Origin of the sequence: uncultured Bradyrhizobium sp., assembly GCF_947648125.1 — a bacterium.
Taxonomy (GTDB): Bacteria; Pseudomonadota; Alphaproteobacteria; order Rhizobiales; family Xanthobacteraceae; genus Bradyrhizobium.
This window is the reverse complement of record NZ_CANSMR010000002.1, coordinates 338,196-357,471: the sequence shown is the minus strand read 5'-3', so window position 1 is coordinate 357,471 and position 19,276 is coordinate 338,196. Positions and strand designations below refer to the sequence as shown.

The 19,276-nt window shown below is 65.6% G+C and carries 25 protein-coding genes; 11 read left to right on the top strand and 14 right to left on the bottom strand.

Going from position 1 to position 19,276, the window contains the following annotated elements; genetic code table 11:
• Positions 1-53: 53 nt before the first annotated feature.
• On the bottom strand, positions 54-302 hold the full coding sequence (locus tag Q0030_RS05250; RefSeq protein ID WP_076860250.1) for a hypothetical protein: 249 nt from the start codon (positions 300-302) through the stop codon (positions 54-56).
• A 150-nt stretch (positions 303-452) separates the two neighbouring features.
• Here Q0030_RS05250 and Q0030_RS05245 point away from each other — a divergent pair, with 150 nt between their 5' ends.
• Both Q0030_RS05245 and Q0030_RS05240 read left to right on the top strand, forming a co-directional pair.
• The gene (locus tag Q0030_RS05245; RefSeq protein ID WP_298363697.1) at positions 453-1,130 is read left to right on the top strand and encodes a nitroreductase; all 678 of its coding nucleotides are present in this window, start codon (positions 453-455) and stop codon (positions 1,128-1,130) included.
• 320 nt (positions 1,131-1,450) lie between these two features.
• Positions 1,451-2,614, top strand: a complete 1,164-nt coding sequence (locus tag Q0030_RS05240; RefSeq protein WP_298363695.1) for an acyl-CoA dehydrogenase family protein — start codon at positions 1,451-1,453, stop codon at positions 2,612-2,614.
• Positions 2,615-2,748: 134 nt separating this feature from the next.
• Here Q0030_RS05240 and Q0030_RS05235 read toward each other — a convergent pair whose 3' ends face one another.
• Both Q0030_RS05235 and Q0030_RS05225 read right to left on the bottom strand, forming a co-directional pair.
• Positions 2,749-4,830: a HAMP domain-containing methyl-accepting chemotaxis protein gene (locus Q0030_RS05235; RefSeq protein WP_298363693.1), complete on the bottom strand. Its 2,082-nt coding sequence runs from the start codon at positions 4,828-4,830 to the stop codon at positions 2,749-2,751.
• A gap of 631 nt (positions 4,831-5,461) precedes the next feature.
• Complete coding sequence (locus Q0030_RS05225) at positions 5,462-5,716, bottom strand: hypothetical protein (RefSeq protein WP_298363688.1); 255 nt, start codon at positions 5,714-5,716, stop codon at positions 5,462-5,464.
• Positions 5,717-5,895: 179 nt separating this feature from the next.
• Here Q0030_RS05225 and Q0030_RS05220 point away from each other — a divergent pair, with 179 nt between their 5' ends.
• Both Q0030_RS05220 and Q0030_RS05215 read left to right on the top strand, forming a co-directional pair.
• Entirely contained in the window at positions 5,896-6,486 is a 591-nt protein-coding gene (locus Q0030_RS05220) for an NAD(P)H-dependent oxidoreductase (RefSeq protein ID WP_298363686.1), read from the top strand.
• 33 nt (positions 6,487-6,519) lie between these two features.
• The gene (locus tag Q0030_RS05215) at positions 6,520-7,302 is read left to right on the top strand and encodes an SDR family oxidoreductase (RefSeq protein WP_298363685.1); all 783 of its coding nucleotides are present in this window, start codon (positions 6,520-6,522) and stop codon (positions 7,300-7,302) included.
• A gap of 9 nt (positions 7,303-7,311) precedes the next feature.
• Here the strand turns inward: Q0030_RS05215 and Q0030_RS05210 are convergent, their stop codons facing one another.
• Positions 7,312-7,695, bottom strand: coding sequence for a hypothetical protein (locus Q0030_RS05210; protein ID WP_212317603.1), 384 nt, complete (start codon positions 7,693-7,695; stop codon positions 7,312-7,314).
• Positions 7,696-7,878: 183 nt separating this feature from the next.
• On the opposite strand from Q0030_RS05210, the gene Q0030_RS05205 reads away from it, so the two are divergent.
• Complete coding sequence (locus Q0030_RS05205) at positions 7,879-8,502, top strand: L,D-transpeptidase (protein ID WP_298363683.1); 624 nt, start codon at positions 7,879-7,881, stop codon at positions 8,500-8,502.
• A 74-nt stretch (positions 8,503-8,576) separates the two neighbouring features.
• On the opposite strand, the gene Q0030_RS05200 is transcribed toward Q0030_RS05205, so the two are convergent.
• Positions 8,577-9,659, bottom strand: a complete 1,083-nt coding sequence (locus tag Q0030_RS05200) for a hypothetical protein (protein WP_298363680.1) — start codon at positions 9,657-9,659, stop codon at positions 8,577-8,579.
• 378 nt (positions 9,660-10,037) lie between these two features.
• On the opposite strand from Q0030_RS05200, the gene Q0030_RS05195 reads away from it, so the two are divergent.
• Both Q0030_RS05195 and Q0030_RS05190 read left to right on the top strand, forming a co-directional pair.
• The gene (locus Q0030_RS05195; protein ID WP_298363674.1) at positions 10,038-10,610 is read left to right on the top strand and encodes a septal ring lytic transglycosylase RlpA family protein; all 573 of its coding nucleotides are present in this window, start codon (positions 10,038-10,040) and stop codon (positions 10,608-10,610) included.
• Positions 10,611-11,008: 398 nt separating this feature from the next.
• Positions 11,009-11,215, top strand: a complete 207-nt coding sequence (locus tag Q0030_RS05190; protein WP_050401388.1) for a hypothetical protein — start codon at positions 11,009-11,011, stop codon at positions 11,213-11,215.
• Positions 11,216-11,304: 89 nt separating this feature from the next.
• Here Q0030_RS05190 and Q0030_RS05185 read toward each other — a convergent pair whose 3' ends face one another.
• Positions 11,305-12,033 (bottom strand): class I SAM-dependent methyltransferase, encoded by a 729-nt coding sequence (locus Q0030_RS05185; protein WP_298363664.1) that lies wholly within the window; start codon positions 12,031-12,033, stop codon positions 11,305-11,307.
• A 188-nt stretch (positions 12,034-12,221) separates the two neighbouring features.
• Here Q0030_RS05185 and Q0030_RS05180 point away from each other — a divergent pair, with 188 nt between their 5' ends.
• Positions 12,222-12,407 (top strand): hypothetical protein, encoded by a 186-nt coding sequence (locus Q0030_RS05180; protein ID WP_092125583.1) that lies wholly within the window; start codon positions 12,222-12,224, stop codon positions 12,405-12,407.
• A 153-nt stretch (positions 12,408-12,560) separates the two neighbouring features.
• Positions 12,561-13,082: a DUF1993 domain-containing protein gene (locus Q0030_RS05175; protein WP_298363661.1), complete on the top strand. Its 522-nt coding sequence runs from the start codon at positions 12,561-12,563 to the stop codon at positions 13,080-13,082.
• Positions 13,083-13,197: 115 nt separating this feature from the next.
• On the opposite strand, the gene Q0030_RS05170 is transcribed toward Q0030_RS05175, so the two are convergent.
• From Q0030_RS05170 to Q0030_RS05135, 8 genes are all read right to left on the bottom strand, one after another.
• Positions 13,198-13,434, bottom strand: a complete 237-nt coding sequence (locus tag Q0030_RS05170; protein ID WP_016840755.1) for a hypothetical protein — start codon at positions 13,432-13,434, stop codon at positions 13,198-13,200.
• A gap of 424 nt (positions 13,435-13,858) precedes the next feature.
• Positions 13,859-14,032 (bottom strand): hypothetical protein, encoded by a 174-nt coding sequence (locus Q0030_RS05165; RefSeq protein WP_298363659.1) that lies wholly within the window; start codon positions 14,030-14,032, stop codon positions 13,859-13,861.
• Between the two features lie 9 nt (positions 14,033-14,041).
• Complete coding sequence (locus Q0030_RS05160; protein ID WP_298363658.1) at positions 14,042-14,272, bottom strand: hypothetical protein; 231 nt, start codon at positions 14,270-14,272, stop codon at positions 14,042-14,044.
• Between the two features lie 139 nt (positions 14,273-14,411).
• Positions 14,412-14,780 (bottom strand): tRNA-binding protein, encoded by a 369-nt coding sequence (locus Q0030_RS05155; protein WP_298363657.1) that lies wholly within the window; start codon positions 14,778-14,780, stop codon positions 14,412-14,414.
• A gap of 10 nt (positions 14,781-14,790) precedes the next feature.
• Entirely contained in the window at positions 14,791-15,783 is a 993-nt protein-coding gene (locus Q0030_RS05150) for a M23 family metallopeptidase (RefSeq protein ID WP_298363656.1), read from the bottom strand.
• A 29-nt stretch (positions 15,784-15,812) separates the two neighbouring features.
• Positions 15,813-16,439: a LysE family translocator gene (locus Q0030_RS05145; protein WP_298363654.1), complete on the bottom strand. Its 627-nt coding sequence runs from the start codon at positions 16,437-16,439 to the stop codon at positions 15,813-15,815.
• Positions 16,440-16,456: 17 nt separating this feature from the next.
• Positions 16,457-17,314, bottom strand: a complete 858-nt coding sequence (gene pdxY / locus Q0030_RS05140; protein ID WP_298363653.1) for a pyridoxal kinase PdxY — start codon at positions 17,312-17,314, stop codon at positions 16,457-16,459.
• A 10-nt stretch (positions 17,315-17,324) separates the two neighbouring features.
• Positions 17,325-17,498: a hypothetical protein gene (locus Q0030_RS05135; RefSeq protein WP_016840760.1), complete on the bottom strand. Its 174-nt coding sequence runs from the start codon at positions 17,496-17,498 to the stop codon at positions 17,325-17,327.
• Between the two features lie 643 nt (positions 17,499-18,141).
• Between Q0030_RS05135 and Q0030_RS05130 the strand changes: the two genes are divergently transcribed.
• Both Q0030_RS05130 and Q0030_RS05125 read left to right on the top strand, forming a co-directional pair.
• Positions 18,142-18,384 (top strand): hypothetical protein, encoded by a 243-nt coding sequence (locus Q0030_RS05130; RefSeq protein WP_298363652.1) that lies wholly within the window; start codon positions 18,142-18,144, stop codon positions 18,382-18,384.
• An 85-nt stretch (positions 18,385-18,469) separates the two neighbouring features.
• Positions 18,470-19,138 carry an FMN-binding negative transcriptional regulator gene (locus Q0030_RS05125; protein ID WP_298363650.1) on the top strand — a complete coding sequence of 223 codons (669 nt, stop codon included), beginning with the start codon at positions 18,470-18,472 and terminating at the stop codon, positions 19,136-19,138.
• The last annotated feature ends 138 nt before the right edge of the window (positions 19,139-19,276 follow it).

Sequence of the window (19,276 nt, the reverse complement as noted above, 5' to 3'; positions counted from 1 at the left end):
GACCCGATGATCTGTCCCGATTGAGGGGGGCTAAATAAGCGCCGGCGAGAGGCTCAGGCGCCGCTCTGGCACTTCTTCATGAACGAGGTCTTGGCCGCACCGGCGAGCTTCTTGCCGTCGGAGCCCACCGCCTTGGTCTCGCAGGTATCCATCGTGCATTTCTTCATGAACGAGGTCTTGGCCGCGCCGGCCAGCGGCTTGCCGTCCTTGCCGACGGCTTTCGTCTCGCAGGAGGCGTCCTGTGCAAATGCCGAACCGGCGGCAAAGGTCGCGATCACGGCCGCCAAGAAAATCCGCTTCATCTGGGTTCTCCCTAAACCAAACCAGTGGACGGATTGGATATCGGATTCTTGGCCCGATCAAGTTCCCACAGCCGAATTTGTCTATAAAATACCCGGATAGCCGTGAGAAAATTCCGCGTGCAGCGCGGAACAAAATGGGGGAAACGCGGAATGGAGTTCGAGACGCTGGTACAGACACGCAAAAGCGTGCGCGGGTTCAAGAAGCAGCTGGTGTCCCGGGCGACCGTCGAGGAGATCATCGAGGTGGCCAAGCGCGCGCCGTCCTCGATGAACACCCAGCCCTGGCACGTCCATGTCCTGACCGGGGCGCCCTTGGAGGAAGTGCGGCGCCGCAACATGGAGGAGATGATCGCCGGCGCCAAGGCCAAGCGCGATATCGTCAGCCACGGCGAGTACCAGGGCGTGCATCGCGGGCGTCAGGTCGACATCGCCAAGAAGCTGTTCGGGGCCATGGGGATCGCCCGCGACGACAAGCCGATGCGCCAGGATTGGGTGCTGCGCGGCTTCCGCCAGTTCGACGCCCCGGTGTCGCTGGTCCTGGCCTATGACCGGATCCTCGATCCCGGCGCGGTCTGCCATTTCGACCTCGGCGCGCTCTGCTACGGCATCGTGCTGGCGGCCTGGGATCGCGGCCTCGGCAGCGTGATCAACGGCCAGGGCATCATGCGTTCCGACATCGTGCGCGAGGTCGCCAACATCCCGGAAGACCAGGTGATCATGACTTGCGTCGCGATGGGCTATCCCGACGACAGCTTTGCCGCCAACGCGGTGCGGTCGGACCGCGAGGCCAACAGCGATTTTGTCCGCTATGTCGGCTTTGCCGAGTAGGGTCGGGCCACTTGCGGCGCTGCGCAGCGGCATTTGCAGCGACGGGTGCGCGCTGTTCCGCGAGCGAGCAACTGCGATTTGCGCGTCGGGTCGTCGATCGTATTCCCGGCGACAGCACATCGTGCTGCGCGATCAATTGCTCGACACGTTGCCACGTTCTGCGCAATTGCGCACGCGCTGACCGCGCCGCGGGATATTGAATTCCGCACCATGAAACTCTTGCACGAGCGTGAGCGCGTGCGCGCGTTTCCGCTATTCCTGCCGATAAAAAATGCGCTACTGGTTTTGTGAAGCGAAACAGCACAGGCGAGGAATCCCAGATGAGCGATGACGAACAGACAGCCATGATCCGCGAGACCGTCGCCAGATTCGTCGATCGCGAACTCATCCCGCTGGAGCCGCAATATCTGAAATCGAAACTGCCCGGCAGCGATCATCCCGAGCTCACCACGGAGCAGCGCAAGCGGCTGCGCGATGTCTCCAAGGAGCTCGGCCTCTGGGGCCTCGATGCGCCCGAGGATCTCGGCGGCCACGATTTGCCGACGCGCACGATGGCCGCGGTGCACGAAGAACTCGGCCGCAGCTGCGTGCCGTTCGTGCTGCCGCCGGACTCGCCGAACCTGCGCATGCTGCAGGCGGTCGGCACCGACGCGCAGAAGAAGAAGTATCTGCAGCCCTATATCGAGGGCCGGATGGCGTCGGCGATCGCGATCTCCGAGCCCGGCGCCGGCGGCGATCCCGCGGGCATGAAGACGCGCGCGGTGCTCGACGGCGAGCAATGGGTGCTGAACGGCCGCAAGATCTGGATCAGCAATGCGCGGGCCGCCGACTTCATCATCGTGATGGCGCGCGTCGGCAACGACCAGCGCCAGGGCGGCATCACGTCCTTCATCGTCGAGAAGGGCACGGCGGGCTTCATCATTGAGCGCGAGATCCCGATGGTCGGCGGCGGCTCGACCTATGAGATCGTGTTCGAGGACTGCCGCATCCCGAAGGACTCGGTGCTCGGCGAGGTCGGCAAGGGCTATGCGCCGATGCAGCTACGCCTGCGCACGCGGCGGCTCGAGATGGGATCGACCTGCGTCGGCATCACCAAGCGCGCGCTCGACATGATGTGCGAGCACGCCAAGCAGCGCGAGACCTTCGGCGTCAAACTCGCCGAGCGCCAGGCGATCCAGTGGTGGATCGCCGACATCTCCACGCGCATGCATGCGTGCCGGCTGATGGTGCGCGAGGCCGCCGACAAGACCGATCGCGGCGAGGACATCCGCCATGAGGCCTCGATGATCAAGGTGTTCGCGACCGAGATGGCCTATGAGGCCTGCGACCACGCCATGCAGACGCTCGGCGCACTCGGCGTGACCCTGGAATTGCCGCTCAACGCGCTCTGGCAGAAGGCCCGCCTGATGCGGGTGTACGAAGGCCCGAGCGAGGTCCATCGCCAGGCGATCGCCCGCCGCGTGCTTGGCCTGCGCGGCGGCTAGCACGTGGAGTGAGCCACGTCACCATTCGATCACGTCATGACGAATGTAGGATGGGTCGAGCGAAGCGAAACCCATCAACACTCGCCGCGGAGCGATGGGTTTCGCCGCGCTCTACCCGTCCTACGGATTCGCGACTACGCCGCGCGCACGTCGGAGAGGAAGCGGTTGACCTGGCCGGCGAGGTCCTTGGACTGTGTCGAGAGCTGCTCGGCCGCGCCCAGCACCTGGGTTGCTGCCGCGCCGGTGTCGTCGGCGGCGCGCTGCACGCCGGAGATGTTGGAGTTGACCTCCTGGGTGCCGCGCGCGGCTTCCTGAACGCTGCGCGAGATCTCCTTGGTCGCCGAGCCCTGTTCCTCGATCGCGGCGGCAATCGCGGTGCCGATCTGGTCGATCTCGGTGATGACGTCGACGACGCTCCGGATCGCTGTCACGGTCTCGTCGCTTGCGGTCTGGATCGCGGTGATCTGCTCGGAAATCTCCGTGGTCGCCTTCGCGGTCTGACCGGCGAGCGATTTCACCTCCGAAGCGACGACGGCAAAGCCGCGACCGGCCTCGCCGGCGCGGGCCGCCTCGATGGTGGCGTTGAGCGCGAGCAGGTTGGTCTGTGCCGCGATGCTCTGGATCAGCGTCACGACGTCGCCGATCTTCTGGGCGCCTTCGGCGAGCGAGCGCGCGGTGTCGCCGGTGCGACGGGCATGGTCGACGGCGCGCGCGGCGATCTCGGTCGAGGTCGCGACCTGGCGAGCGATCTCCGAGATCGAGGAGGTCAATTCCTCGGTCGCGCTCGCGACCGTCTGCACGTTGGTCGATGTCTGATCCGACGCCGCGGCGACGACCGCGGCCTGGCGGTTGGTGGCGGCCGCGGTGGCCGACATCGATTGCGCGGTGTCCTCCATCACCGATGACGCCGCGGACAATCCGCCGACCAGTTCGGTGACCTTCGCCTCGAAGGCGCGGGTCAGATCGTCGAGCACGCGGGCGCGGCGCATCTTGACGTCGTTCTCGGCTTCCTTCTCGGACGCGAGGCGATCGGCTTCGATCCTGTTGTCCTTGAACACCTGCACGGCGGCGGCCATCGCGCCGATCTCGTCGTTGCGTGCGGCGCCCGGGATCGCCTCGGCGACGTCGCCCGCGGCGAGGCGCGACATCCGGCCGGTGAGGGCGGCGATCGGGTTGAGGATGCGGCGGCGGACCACGACGATGAGGCCGGCGCTGACGGCAATGACCGCGAGCAGCCCGGTCAGTGCGATCACGAAGCTGAAGCGCGCCGACGAATAGGCGCTCGCAAGCACCTGCTCGGCGTTCTCGTAGAATGCGTCGCGCACGGTGATGATGGCGGCGAGGCCGATCTGCGATTCCGGATAGTAGGTGTCGAGATCCACCTCGTACTTGCCGGTCACTGCGCCTTCCTTGGCGAGCTTCAGCGCCTTGCCGAAGCGCTCGACATAGTCGGCCTGCATCTTGCCGAGCGCCGTCATGACGTTGGGAGGCGTCGCCGGATTGTTGCGCAATTCCTGCAGCGTCGCGAGGATCTGCTCGGTGCGGCCGGTCGAGCGGTAGAGTTCCAGCTTTTCCTGATCGGTCGCGACGCGCTTGGCGCCGACCAGCGCCTTGTGCAGGCTGGCATTGAGGCCGCCGGTGTCGCGCAACATCCAGGCGACATTGGCGTAGCTGGCCTGACGATAGGCATTGCCGTCGAGGCCGGCGAGGCGCCGCACCTGCTCGTCGAGCAGCGTCGTGACACCGGCGTTGAACACGGAATTGTCGGCGACGATCTTGCCGGCGGCCGCGCGGCGGGCATCGGCCGGACCTGAGATTGCAGTCGCGATGGCGTCGCGCAGCCCGGCAAACTTCACCTTCAGCGCGTCGATCTCGCGCGCGATGGCCTCGCCATCGTCGAGCGATCCCGGCAGGGTGGCGCGCACCTGGTTGACCTTGGCCAGCGCGCCGTCGGTCAGCTGGCGCTGACGGTCGAGCTCGGCGATCTGCTTTGGATCGATCGTGCCGCCCGCGAGCAGCAGGTTGGTGGCGTAGCCACGCTCGGGGTTCATGTAGCGCGGGATATCACCGACGGCGCGGACGATCTCGAGCCGGCTCTGGGCGGTCGAGACCTTGTCCATGGTCTGGTACTTGGTCGCCGCGACATAGGCCGCCAGGCCGCCGCCGACCGCGGACAAAGAGACGATCGCGGCCGTCAGGAGAGTACCGATTTTCATGGGATGCGCGCCATTTCTTGACGGGAGAGGAGAGGCCTCAACCGTACCGGGTGCGCATTAAGCTTGGGTTTATGATCGGGCGTTCACTCGAGCGGCGACAACCGGAGGTACTCCGGCTGGGCCGTCGCCTATTCCAGCGGCTGGACCGGCGGCATTGTCGTTGCCGTCTCGAGGGGAGACGGCGGCGGTGCCGGTGCCGGTGCCGCTGCCGGCGCCGCCGCAGGGAGTGCCGCCTGACGGTCCGGTGCGGGTTGACGATACTTCGTGGATGCCTGCGCCTGTCTGACGGATTTGGTCCGCCGCGCATGTGTCTGATGGCTACGGACGCCGAGCGAGTGAGAGATGGACGGTCCGGCCGTGTAGCCGACGACGGCGCCGGCGACGGCTCCAATGGGGCCGAATATGATCCCGCCCGACAACGCTCCGAGCGCGGCGTCGCCGCCGCGATGCTGCTCCGCGGCTTCCGATGGTATCAATGGAAGCGCGAGCGAAAGCCCAAGTACCGCGATTGCCACTCGTTTGAACATCCGGCTCCCTCCGTAAGGAGAGAGGTTAAGACCGGGAATGCGGCGACAGCTGTACGATACCGTGTCCGCCGATTGGCGTACGCGCGGCGGTTCCCACAGAGACTCTAGCGTGAGTCTTCGTCAGCGCCCTTGGTCGCGGCGCGGTGCTGGGTCGCGCCGCCCGTGCCCGCTTCGCCGCAGGGAAGCTGGTTCCAGGTGCCGTCGGCAGCCTGTTGGTAGGCCTGGCAGCCGGCCGAATTGGTTGTGGTGGCGGCTTTTTCGTCGGCCTTCTGCCGCTCGGCGCTCTTCGCCAGCGCTGGCGTGGCAATTGCAGCGATGGCCGCGAGCGAGCCTGCGAAGACCAGCTTTGCGATCCGCATGTCGGGTTCTCCTTCTCGAAGCAAATGCATATCCAGAAAACAAATCTGGCGATTTTTGGCCGCGGCGGGCGACCTGCGACGAATTGCTTAATGCCGGGAAAACGCGCCGGAATGCCGGTTAACATCTGCGCGCCGGCCGCGGGACGGCTGTCGCAGCGCCGTGGTAGGATCGCGCCATCATGACCCACCGCATTCTCGTTCTCTACGGCTCCTATCGTTCGGATCGCATGGGCATCCGCCTGGCGCACTTCGTCGTCGACGGCCTTCGCGCGCGCGGCAACGACGTCGAGTTGATCGACGCCAAGGAGGTCGGCCTGCCGATGCTCGATCGGATGTACAAGGAGCATCCCAAGGGCCAGGCGCCGGCCGTGCTCGAAACGCTTGCCGGCAAGATCCGCGACGCCGACGGCTTCCTGTTCGTCACCGGCGAGTACAATTGGGGCATGCAGCCCGGGCTGAAGAACCTGACCGATCATTTCCTTGAGGAATGGTTCTGGCGTCCGGCGGCGATCGCAAGCTATTCGGCCGGGCGGTTCGCCGGTGCGCGCGCCGCGACCGCCTGGCACGGCACGTTGTCGGAGATGGGCATGGTGGTGGTGTCGAGCACGATCAGCGCGGGCCCGATCGCGCAGACCTTGTCCGCCGAAGGCAAGCCGATCGGCGAGGGCGGCAAGTCGCTCGAACGCGCCTTTCCACGCTTTGCCGACGACTTCACCTGGTGGATCGAAGCCGCCAAGGCACAGCGGGCGCGCAAGGCGCCGCCATACTGAGCGCAGATCTGCAAGCCCGGGAGTTTCGCGTTCATGAGCCTCTTCACATCGCCCTTCGATCCCGCGCGCGAGGCAGCCCTCGTGACCGGCGCCGGCAACGGCATCGGCCGGGCCATCGCGCAGGCCCTGGTCGGCGAAGGTGTGCGCACGGTGTTCGCCGACCTGCATGAGGACAAGGTCCTGGCCGCGATCAAGGCCGCTCCGCGTCCCGAGCTTGCCGTGCCCTGGGTCGGCGATCTCGCGCAACGTGCGGCGTGCGACGCCCTGCTGGCGCATGCGCAAGCCACGGTCGGGCAGGTGACGCACTTCGTCCACAGCGCTTCGCCGCCGCGTCGCGAGGCGGATCATGCGATGGCGGTCGATGAAGAGACCTGGCGGCAGATGCACGCGGTCAATCTCGATGCCGGTTTTCATCTGTCGCGCGAACTGGCGCGCAAGCTGATCGCGGCGAAGACGCTGGGCTCGTTTCTGCTGCTCACCTCGCTGCACGCGGGCACGCCGCGCAACCTGCCGCATTACTCGACGGCGAAGGCGGGCATGGCGATGCTGGTGAAGGAGCTTGCCAAGAGCTGGGGCCGTTACGGCATCCGCGTCAATGCGCTGGTGCCCGGCGCGATCGCGGCCGGCGGCTTCGTTGCGGATCCCGCGCTGGCCAAGCACATTCCGCTCGGGCGGCTTGGTCAGGCGGACGATCTCGCGCCGATGGCGCTGGCTGTGCTCTCGCACAAGCTCTCCGGCTACGTCACCGGCGCATCGATCGTGGTCGACGGCGGCCTGTCGCTGACCAACTGGTTCGCGCCGCCGGAGCTCGATTGAGAATCGAAATTACTCTTTCGTCCTGATGTAGCCCGCAAGCCGCGTCTTCTGGTCCTGGCACCAGGTCGTCATGCTGCCGGCGCGGCGCTGGTCGAGGTCGGTGGTCTGGGTTGCGATCGCGACTTCCGTCATCAGGTCGTCGGCCTGCTTCTCGCCCATCTTGCCGCCGGTATGCATGAAGGCGATCGCCTTGCGCACCTGCTCGGTGGTGCCGTCGGGCAGGTGCATGTCCTGCGCGCGCTGCACGAGGTCCTGATAGACCAGATCGGTGCCGGGGCACTCGACCTTGGCGGCAAAGGCCTGCAGCACCATGGTGACATAGGCCGCGCGCGGATCGGCGTGGGCCGGTGTTGCCGCGACAATCAGGCCGCCGATCAGCAGAGCGTAACGCATTCGAATTCCTCCCGGTGTTTAGACAATTTTGCCGCAAGGCTAGCGTCCGCGGGAACCGACTGCAACCGGAAGGACACACTTGCGGAAGGAACCGATCAAACAGCCGTGTTCCAGTCGGGGCTGCCACGATTTCAGCACGATTTCGGCAGCAAGTGCCACAACTTGACGCAGGGGAGAATGATCGTGTCGAAGTTGGGGCTTGCTGCGGTGCTGATGGGTTCGATCGCACTTGGCGGCTGCATGCAGGCGACGCTGTCGCCGGTGACGGATGCCGCGATGACGCCGCGCGATCGGCAATTGCTGGCGCATCCGCCCTATGCGGACGCCAAGATTCCGGATCAGTTCCAGCGCCACATTGTCGATTACACGCGGAAGGAGCAGCCGGGCTCGATCCTGGTCGATACCGACGCGCGCTACCTCTATTACGTGCTGCCCGGCGGCAAGGCGATCCGCTACGGCGTCGCCGTCGGCGAGGAGGCCATGGCCTTCTCCGGCGTTGCCACTGTGGGCCGTCTCGCCGAATGGCCGGATTGGGTTCCGACCAAGGACATCCAGGAGCGGCTCGGGCCGTATCCGGCGCGTGTCGCCGGCGGACCGGCCAATCCGCTCGGTGCCCGCGGCATCTACCTCTATCAGGGCAACAAGGACACGCTCTACCGCATCCACGGCACCAACCAGCCCGAATATATCGGGCAGGCGATCTCGTCGGGCTGTATCCGCATGAACAACGCCGATGTCATCGATCTCTACCAGCACGTCAAACCGGGCGCGACCGTGGTCGTGCTGCCGCCGGGACAGAGCGCGTAGTTCGCATTTGATGTGCAAAAGGCGCCGATCGCGTCATCGCGATCGGCGCCTTTTCATTACCAGTTAGCTGGCCGTCAGCGCAGCGGCATCGGCGGCCGAACCACGGGGCCGTTATCATCAGCATCGACCACAGAGGACGGCTGCGATTGCACCGGCCGCGGCGCGACAACCTGCGGTGCGGCTGCAACGGGCGCCGGCAGCGGGGCCGCTGATGCAGCCGGGGGCGGCGGGATGTAGGCCTGGGTCGGCGGGTACGACCGGCGCACCGGCGGTGAAGCAACAGCCGTGCGTGGCGCCGTCGGGGGCGGTGCGATCGCGGCACGCGGGCGCGGCGCGACCGGCCGAGGCTCGACGGCCCTGGTCTCGGTTGTCCGTGCGACCCGCTGCGTCAGCTGATCCTGGCTCGCCTTGAGCTGATCGATGCTGGTCTTGAGCTGCTCCATCTGCTGTCCCATCGAGGCGAGATCGCGCGCCATCGACTGCAGCAATTGCGTTTGGTCGGGTGCCACTGCGGCTGTCGTTGCCGGGGCGGCGGCCGCAACTGGCGCCGCTGCGGCAGCGGGTGCTGCGGCAGCCGCTGGCTGCGCCGTGGCGACGTCCTGTGGCGGAGCCGCCGGAGCAGCCTCGGCCGGCTGATCGGCGGCAGCCGCCTGCGCGGGCGGGCTCGCCTGGTCGGCGGCGGGAGTGGCCTTGCCCGGCAGCAGCGACGTCAGGGCCTCGACCTGGGGCACGTACTCCGCCACCACCTGCTTGACGCGGTGCCCGTAGTGTTGCCACGCCGCGGTGCCCATGGCGCCGGCGATCGCGAACAGGAACCAGAAGGCGCGGATCGCCCATTTGTTGGTCGGACGCGGCGCGCGCTCCAGTCTGATGTCGTCCAGCCTGCCGTCATGGCTCGCGGTGCTGTATTCCGGCGCGGCCGGCGGCGCCGCCGCTGGTATCGGTGTCACCGGTGGCAGCGACGCGACGGGGGCGGCGGGCGCGACCTGTGGCGTGGAAGAAGGCGCGAGGCTCGGGCCAAACCATGGTTCGCGCAGCCCCGGCGCTGCCTTGACGGCGGGTGCAGGCGCGGCGGCGTTGTCCGGGCGTGCCGGAGCGAAGCTAGGTTCGATCGCGAAAATATCGTGCGGATCTGCGTCTTTCAGTGTCGATTGCATGGCGGTCCCCGTTTCAGTCCAAGGTCAACCGCAAATGGGCGGCCGGCAATTTGAGCTCTGTATCGACCCCTGGCCCTGACCCCACGACTCCAGTCCGGTTTGACCAAAGCAAGGCGAGAGGGTGGAGAGGTTGGGGAGTTTCGGGAACCGATGCCGGGAGCCGGGGGGCAGGCGCTCGCCCAGGCGCGCGGGGAAGCTCCATGATCGCGTTTCCGGGTGAATCTCACTGGTTGTGTGGCGCATCCACCACACCCGAGGGGAAATCGGGTCGCCGGCGGCACGTCCGACCGCGCTCCGCCACCGTTCCGCCCCGATTGGATTCGGCCATGCGGGTGTTGGATTTTCGGCTTGGGCTGGGGCGCGAGTTGGGGATGCAACATGTCACGCGACGATGCAGTCATTTCGTACGTCGACGTCAAACGCAGCGCGCGCGACGCTGCGCCCGCAATTTTGTTGACTCATGCGCGAAAGCCGCTTCGGCTCTGCGCCATCGTGATCGGCGCGGCGTCGCTTGCCGCCTGTGCGCAATCCTCCGTCGTCAGCCAGCGCTCGCAGGCGCTCGCGAGCCGGGCCGAGCCGTCGCGGGCTGCGTCATCGGCGATGCGCACACATGTCGCCACCGCGCGTAAGCACACGCCGTACGCCGCGCGCAAGACCGCCGGCACCAGGATCGCCTCGCAAGGCGTCGCGAGCTTCTACAGCGACGAGCAGGAGACCGCGAGCGGCGAGAAGTTCAACGCGCACGAACTGACCGCCGCGCATCCGACCTTGCCGTTCGGCACCAAGCTGCGCGTTACCGACGTCAAGACCGGCCGCTCGGTGACCGTACGCGTCAACGACCGCGGACCTTACGTTCCCGGGCGCATCGTCGACGTCTCGTATTCTGCCGCACAGTCGCTCGGCATGATCGGCAAGGGCGTCGCGAATGTCAGGCTCGACGTGGTGCAGTGAGCTGCGTCGTAAGCCAGGTTCGGGATTTTTGCCGGACGGATCGGGAAAAAGTCCCGGCGCTGCGCGCGCTTTAATCCTGTTGTCCGAACGCTGGCTGCAAATAGAATTGTTGCCGCTACTTCCCCGCGCTCTCTTTTTCCAGGCGCGTGGATTTCTACCCAATGAACCTTCCCCGCCTTGGCGTCCCACCGAGGCGGGGTTTTTCTTTGAGCATGCACGTAGAGTGCGCTGCGGGCTGCGGCAAGGCCAGGCGCATGCTGGATATACCGACCTTGATGGGCAAGTTGAGCTAGCCGCGACCGCACGTTGCGCTCTGCCGTATCCGGCGCCTGTGCTTCCACCAAATTGTCATGCTCCCGGCGAATTGCGGCCCAACGCCGCTGCCAACACAGCGGCGAATGGATGACGTCGGCGAGGGACAAGCATTGGCCTACAAGATGATCGCAGAACGCGAGAACGAAACGGTCAGGATCGAGCGGGAGAGCACCTTCATCATCATCGCCAAGGCCAAGGTCTGGGCGAGCGAGGGATGGCAGGTGGTGATCACCGACAAGGACGGGAAATCATACCCGCCCGAGGAATTCGACAAGCTGCTCGCGGCGTAATGCTCTATTGCCGTTTGCGCATGATCTCCGCGCAAACGCTACGCGTTTGTCGCGAGGGAAAACCGCTTCGCACTTTTCCGGATCATGCGCTAGCGCTGCGCTGACACCAGCATCATCATCGGCCGTTCCAGTTCGTCGGCCAGTTCGGGCACAGCCTTGATCTGCTCCCGTGTCGGGGAGAATTCCTCGACATGGCGAAGCGTGAAGCCGGCGCCGATCAACGCATTGAGCGCGGTGCCGATGGTGCGGTGATATTTCAGCACGCCCTTCACATACCAGTCGGTCCGGCGTTCGCCCTCGATGAAGTAGCGGTTGACCGGCCAGGTCTTGCGACCGTCCTGGTCCTGTCCCCAGTCGGGATGGGTGGCGGCCATGTAGATCGGATGCTCGATGGTGAAGACCAGGTGCCCCTCCGGGACGAGCGTGCGATACAGCATCCGCGCCAGGCGATCGAAGTCCCTGATGTAGTGGAAGGTGAGGGCGCTGTAGGCGAGGTCGAATGTGGCCTTCGGCAGCTCCAGCGTCTCGAGGTCGGCGATCTCGTAGGCGATGGCCGGATCCTGCGTCATCGCCGTGGCGCGCACGATCATGTTCTGCGAGAGGTCGACGCCGAGCACGCCGGAGGCGCCTTGCTCGCGCATCCAGCGCGACACCCAGCCGAAGCCGCAGCCGAGATCGACCACGCGCTTGCCGGTGATGTCGGGCAGCATGGCGCGGATCGCTGGCCATTCGGGCGCGCCGAGCAGTCCGCGGACCTGCCGCGGCAGCTGGCTATAGCCGGCGAAGAAGCCGGGATCGTCATAGATGTTCTGCGCCATGGGTCCGGCAACTCGGGAGGGAGCGGGGTCCGCCTCTCTGTAACCGCCGCCACGGCGCGTGGAAACCGCTGATTGTGTCGCGCCGGCCGGGATGCTGGAACCAGACGCGGCGTTCGGCCGTTTTGAAGTCAGTCCGCGGGAGCGCGGTCAGCCTGTCCCTACGGCGTCGGACAGCAGAGGAGAGCGCCATGATAGCCGAGATGCAGATCCACACCATCGCGCGGCAGATGCTGGAGAAGCACGGCCTGCAGGCGATTGCCGAGGCGGCGCAGAACGCCATCGCTTGCGAGAGCAAGGGCGAGACCGAAGAGGCCCGCGAGTGGCGCCATATCGAGGACGCCATGAAGATGATGCGCGGACCGCATCAGAGCTGACCGCGGGAGCGCGCAACGCCTGCCGGAGTGCTCTGGCGCTGTGCGCCGGATCCATTCGATTTGCGCCCCCGATGCCGCTTGCCTTCGCCGGAGTTTCCGGGAACTGTGTTCAGGACAAGCAGCAAACAAATTTTCTATCTGGGGGAATTCGCCATGACCTTTTCACTCTACGACGCGACCGTTGCCAACTATCTGCAGATCCTCGGCGCCGCCTCGGGCTTTCTCGACAAGAGCCTCGCGCACTTCAAGGCGAACGGCATCGATCCGGCCGAGATCGTCGAGACCCGGCTGTTTCCGGACATGCTGCCGTTCCGCTTTCAGGTGGTCTCGCTCGCGCATCATTCCCGCGGCGCGATGGAAGCCGCCAAGAACGGTGTGTTCGTCCCGCCGTCCGGCAAGCCCGATCTGGACTACGCCGCGCTGCAGGCGCTGGTGAAGGACGCGCACAGCGAATTGTCGGCGCTGACGCCGGACGCGGTCAACGCGTTGCTCGGGCGCGAAGTGATGTTCAAGCTCGGCGAACGCACGATGCCGTTCACGGCCGAGGGATTCCTGATGTCGTTCTCGCTGCCGAACTTCTTCTTCCACTCGACCACCGCCTACGACATCCTCCGCCACAAGGGCGCGCCGCTCGGCAAACGCGACTTCATCGGCCGGTTGAACATGAAGAAGTGATCGGGCCGCGCGCAGATTGGTCTTGCTGAGGCGGCAACACCGGCCGCCTCGCACGCAGCAAGATCAAGACCGCGCGCGGGCCGGCGCGATCAGTTGAACCTCAAGCGTGCGGACGCTAGCCCGCCCTGCGCCACCGCGGCACAGGATCGAGCGGCGTCCGGTAGAGCTCGCGCCGGTCGATGTCGGTGACGCGCACGGCGCAGCCGCGCGCCTTCAACTCCGGCTTGACCTGCGACAGCTCGTTGGCGAGCTGATCGGCGCGATCGGAAGCGAGGCTGATGTCTTCGAGGATGATCGTTCCTTGATTGCGGAACTCGTCCCCCACCACGAGATCGAAGGTGTAGTACGGCATTCCGAAGTCTCCGTTTCGGTTTGCATCACAGGGTAACACTGAGTCGGGCGTTCCCTAAGATGCATCGCGCACAATCGTCGGGCGATCGGCGCAAAAACGATGTGCAGCACATCCAGCGCGATGAACGACTACACGCGCGGCACGGCGAACGAGTCCTGTCATCCAGCTCACCGCCATGCCGTTAAGATTTGATTAAAACTGTCGTCGCAAGCTTGGGGCCAGGTGGAATTGCGGCGGAACCGGACTCCGGGAACCGGCAGCCGCAGGAGAAGGCCGGTGGCGTAACGCCCATCGGCCTTTTCTCGTCGCTCAAGCCCTCGGACTAGAGCGTTTTCGAGCGAAGTGGACACCGGTTCGCGTGAAGAAAACGCGTTAAACAACAAACTAGAGCTTCGGTTCTGATTCTATCAGAACCGAAAATGCTCTAGTCGCGCAGCATGGCCTGCCGCCTGGCGCGGCATTTCGGGCCGGGCCCGCGCATGTAATACAGCTCGGGGCGATAGGGGTTGAAGAAGCGCTCGATCAGCGCGACGCAGCGCGCCACGAGGCGGGCGAAGTGGCGCCGCAAGGGCTGCAGGGTGAGTTCCATCGACGTCATGGCACGCCCTCAGTGCAATTCGCCGAGAACGGCGGCGAACGGCAGCTCGAAGATCTCGGTACCGATATCGTCGGTGACGTGGACCGCCCAGTTGCGCCAGTCTTCTACGCTCGGTGTCATGACAAAGCTGCGCGCAAGCTGCTCCGCATACACCCGCACCTCCGTAAAATCCATCGCGGCGCCGGTGCGATCCAGGATGACGTGCTTGTCGTCGGAGCAGTGAAAGAAAACTGCAGACATCTTCCGATTCCCATGCCGAAGCGATTCTCGTGCGCTGGAATAGCAGCGCGCGCGGGCACTTAGAATCCGGGTGATCCCCCATCGGTAAACTACGGGGAATCCAGACGATTTGAATCACGCGGCCGTGATCGAGGCGACGTCAGAAGATTGGCTCGCCGACCGCGACCTGGCTGCGCGGGCCGAGCACGATCACCTGGCCGCCGGCATCCTTGGCGCCCAGGATCAGCAGTTCCGAGGTGAAACCCGCGATGTTCTTCGGCCCGAGATTGCAGATGCACACCACCAGCGAGCCGACCAGCGCCGCCGGCTCGTAATTCGTGATCTGCGCGCTCGACCACATGGTCCGCCCGGCGCCGACATCGACGCCGACCTTGTATGAGGGATTGCGGGCGCGGGGAAACGGCTGCACCTCGACGACCTTGCCGATCCTGATGTCGAGGCGGGCGAAGTCGTCATATGTGGCTTGCGGCTTGAGCGGAGACGTTGGTTCTCCGGTTTGGGTCCTCACGATTTGGTCCTCATGGCTTGCGCGCGCGGCCGGCGAACAGGTCCGCATCGAAGGTCTGGGGATTGACGGGATCGTAGCGCGACCAGTCCATCGACGGGTCGCTGCCGTAGCGCGCCTGCCACGCCGCATCCGTCTTGAGCGCTCCGATGACGGCGGGACGGATCTCGAAATGCAGCAATTTGCGCGGGCCGATCTCGCCGATCTTGTCCTGCTTCCTGATCTTGGCGCCGACCGCAACCGGCTGGCCGTTGGCGCCGACGACGCGGCCGAGCTGGGCATAGCGGCTGAAGACGACGTGCCCATTGGGATAGATGTGCTTCACCACGACATAACGCCCGCAGTGGCCGATGTTGAGAGCGTCGACCGAGGCCTGGTCATCCTGCTCGACCCTGATCACGACGCCATCATCCATCGTGGCCACCGGCGCACCTTCCTTTTCCGAGGTCATGTCGACGCCGGGATGAAAGTCCGTCGTGCCGCATCCACAAGGTGGATTCGTTGCTTCCTTGGCGGCCGTGGCGGGAGCGGCCTTGGGGGCCTGGAATTCATTGACCAGCAGGCCGGGTCCCTCGTGCGCAGTGAAGATATGGATCGTGAACAGGGTCAGGCTGCTGCCCAGTGGCACTTCGCGGGGCAGGAAAGCGCGCACCACGTCCTGGATGAAAAGGATCGCCTCCTTGCCTTTCGCCGAGCGCACCTTGATGCAGCGCGAGGCCTGGACGCCATCGATCTGCTCTGTCGTGTAGCCCTGCATCCGCATGGTCGATTGGAGTGTCTGGATCGCGCAAGCTTCCTCGTAGGAGACCAGCACGACCTCAAGCCGCAATGGCTTCGAGCCGTTGAGGTCGACGCCGGTCTTGGGCCGCGGCTGCGCCAGCACATCGTCGAGATCGGCGTCCTTGTAGCGGGCGTAGTCGAAGGCCAGCGCGGGCGCGGCGAGCAGCGCCGCGAGCCCGGCGATGATGATGGCCGCGATACGTGTTTTCAGGCTGGCCCCGATCATGTCATGCCCCCCGTTAAGCCCTGCGCGGCTCAGCGCTCCTGAAACGCGAGGCGGATGCCGAGCGCGATGTAGATCGTGCCGACCACGCGGCCCTGCCACTGGCCGATGCGGCGATGCCGTCGGATCCACGGGCCGATCTGGCCGGCGGCGAGCGCGAGCAGCGAGGTGTAGGCGGCGCTCATCGCAACGAAGATCAGGCCGAGGGTTGCGAACTGCGCCACGGCCGAGCCGTGACCGGGATGCACGAACTGGGGAAGGAAGGCGAGGAAGAACAGCGCGGTCTTCGGGTTGAGCATCTCTGCCCAGATCGCCTGCCGGAACGCGCGCCTGGGATCGACGGGCTGCGATGCCGGCAAATGCAGGTCGTCATTTTTCTCGAACAAAGCGCGGACGCCGAGCACGATCAGGTAGATCACGCCTGCATATTTGACGATCGAAAACGCGAGCGCCGAGGTCATCAGCACGGCCGACAGGCCGAAGGTCGCCATGGCGGTGTGGACGAGGTCGCCGAGCGCGATGCCGAACCCGGTCGCGACGCCGACGCGCGGCCCGCCGGTGACCGAACGCGCGAGCACGAGCAGCACGGCTGGCCCCGGGATCAGGAACAGGCCGAGCACGACGGCGGCGTAGGTGAGGAGGGTGGTGATGTCGATCATGAAATGTGTCCCGGATGTCAGGATGCAGGGATCGCGACCGCGGTGAAGCGCGGCTTCGGATCAAGCATCACCTCAGCGCTTTCGACAATGCGCATTTCCTCGGTTCCTCTCTGCGCCGTGCGCACCAGCACGCCGTGGATGCCTGACGCGGCGTGGCTGAGCGCCTCCGGCGTCGCCAGGCCACGCACGCGGGCGGCGACGAACAGCGCGGCAAACAGGTCGCCGGTGCCGGACGGGCTGATCGGCACGCGCGGGGTGCGCACGCGCCACGCTCCCGTGCGCTCGATCGCCAGCGTCTCGATCTCGCCGTCGGGCGTGCCGGCAAGCTCCGCGCTGGTGATGACGATGGTCGCAGGCCCCCGCGCCATCAGCGCGCGGGCTTGCGCGATGACGTCGTCGGTCGTCGTCACCCGCGTGCCGCAGAGGAATTCGAACTCGAAATGGTTGGGCGTGATGATGTCGGCCAGCGGACAGAGCTGGTCGCGCACCAGCGGCGGGATGTCCGATCGCACGAACATGCCGCGGTCGCGGTCGCCGAGCACGGGATCGCAGCAATAGAGCAGGGCCGGGTTTTCCGCTTTCGCACGGGCGACGAAGTCGGCGACCTCAATCGCGATGTCGGCCGAGCCGAGATAGCCCGAGAGGATCATCCGGGCGCTTTCGACCGCGCCCCGCTCCTCGATGCCGCGCAAGAGGTCGGCGACCAGCTGCACGTCGAGCACCCGTCCGCGGATGGTCGGATAGCCCGGCCGGTTGCTGAGCAGCGTGGTCGGCACGGCGACGACGTCGATGCCGTGCAGCTGGATCGGAAGGGTGGCCGCGCTGTTGCCGACATGGCCCCAGGCGACCTGTGACTGGATCGAGATGACGGTCATGTTGTCCGCATCATCCGAACAGCGCGGCGTAGATCACGTAGAGCCAGCCCAGGATACCGTGGATGATCGCCCACAGGATCGAATGGTTCTTGGTGTAGGAGATCGCAATCGCCAGCGCCGAGCCGAACCCCACGCCGTACTTCGCGCCCTCGACGCGCACGCCATAATATCGATTGCCGTTCATGGTGATCCTTCCAGCGAGGGGGCGCGATTGGTGACAGCGTAACCCGCGAGTTGGCGCGAGTTCAACGGTGGATTGGGATCTCGAGCGTATGCTCTATAGGCACCGCCACGTTGAGGGGGCCGCGAAGCGGTCGTCTTGAAGCGCGACGGTGATAGATTTGAGCCCGCAATCTGCCCCATCGTTGTCCTGGCTTTCGCCAGGACGACATCGAATGTGTGGCGCGGTCTCGAACAAGTTCGGTGTCATCGCCCGGCTTGACCGGGCGATCCGGTATTCCAGAGACGCCTGTGCTCGAACCGAGAGGCCGCGGCGTACTGGATCGCCCGGTCAAGCCGGGCGATGACAGTTGTTGTGGGGACGCAGCTTGACGCTTATTGCCGAGTTGCCCGTCGGGTTGTTTTGTCGCAGGTCCCGCAACCGGATTTGAATTGCGCGCAGGCAGGCTCGGTTGCGGCCGCTCGTGTCTCGGTCCCGGCGGTCACGCTCCGATCAATCGAATGTGTCGAACTGAGCCGCAGCACAGGCAAATTCGCTGCGTCGTCGCGGAATAATCGGATGGTGCCGCTCGTCATGGTTCTAGCGAAAACGCTTCAGCAGGCCGGCGAGAAGGTCCCATCCTGTTGAATCCAGCAGGAGACGCTCGATGACCATGATCAAACACGTCGCGGCGGGCTTGCTCGCCCTCGGCATGCTGACGACAGCGGCCATGACGCGCGAAGTCCCGGCCGGCCCATCCGCATTCGTGAAGGGACATGCCGCGGCCACCGGCCGCTTAGGTGGCGGACCGCCGCGCATGGCCGTGCCGCGCTTCGGGGAGTTCGAAACGCTGCCCCGGGACCAGCCCGGCGGCGTCTGCGATCATGGCGACAATGCCATGATCTGCTGAGCCGGACGGTGCATGGCGGTGATCTCCGGCAAAAGTTGCGCTAGCTTCGCTGGGTCGTCTCCCTCCAGCCGCGAGCGCCGCCGCCATGCACATCCTCCGTCCCCAATTTCGCATCGAGGACGACCACGCGCTGGCCTTTGCGGCGGCGCGCGGCTTCGGCGCCATCGTCGCCGCCGATGCGCGCGGCCCGCGGGCATCCCATGTGCCGTTCGTGATCGAGCGGCGCGACGATCGCGTCATCGTGCAGATCCATCTCACCGCGAAGAATCCGCTGGTCGAGCTTGCCGACGGCGTCAGGCGCTTCCTGCTGATCGTCTCCGGCGACGACGCCTACATCTCGAACGACTGGTACGTCTCGCGCGATAACGTCTCCACCTGGCTCTACGAGGCGGTGCATTTGTCGGGCGTCGCGCATCTACGCGATCACGGCGAGAACCGCGGCCACGGCGACGCGCTGCTCGCTGTCTCCGAGGCACGGCTGCCGAAGCAACCCTGGGACCTCACGCAGATGGAGCCCGGCAAGCGCGAGGCGATGCTGGCGGGAATCCGGGTGATCGATCTCGTTGTCGACCAGATCGAGGGCCAGTCGAAGCTCAACCAGCACAAGAGCGACGCGGACTATGTCGCGCTCGTCAACCGGCTCGCGCATGCGGCGGAGACGTCAAGCCACAGGCTTGCCGAGAAGATGCGCGCGCTGCGGCCTGGGCTTGCGTATGAGGCTGGACGATGCGTAGGGCGGGTTATCGAAGCGTAACCCGCCGCTCAGGTGCTACAGACCGAGGGCGGATTACGCTTCGCTAATCCGCCCTACAAAGTCGATCACGGTTCGAAATTGCAAACGTGTTGTTAGGATTTGCTTCGCGCCGATTTGCTCGATTCCGATTCGTTCTTT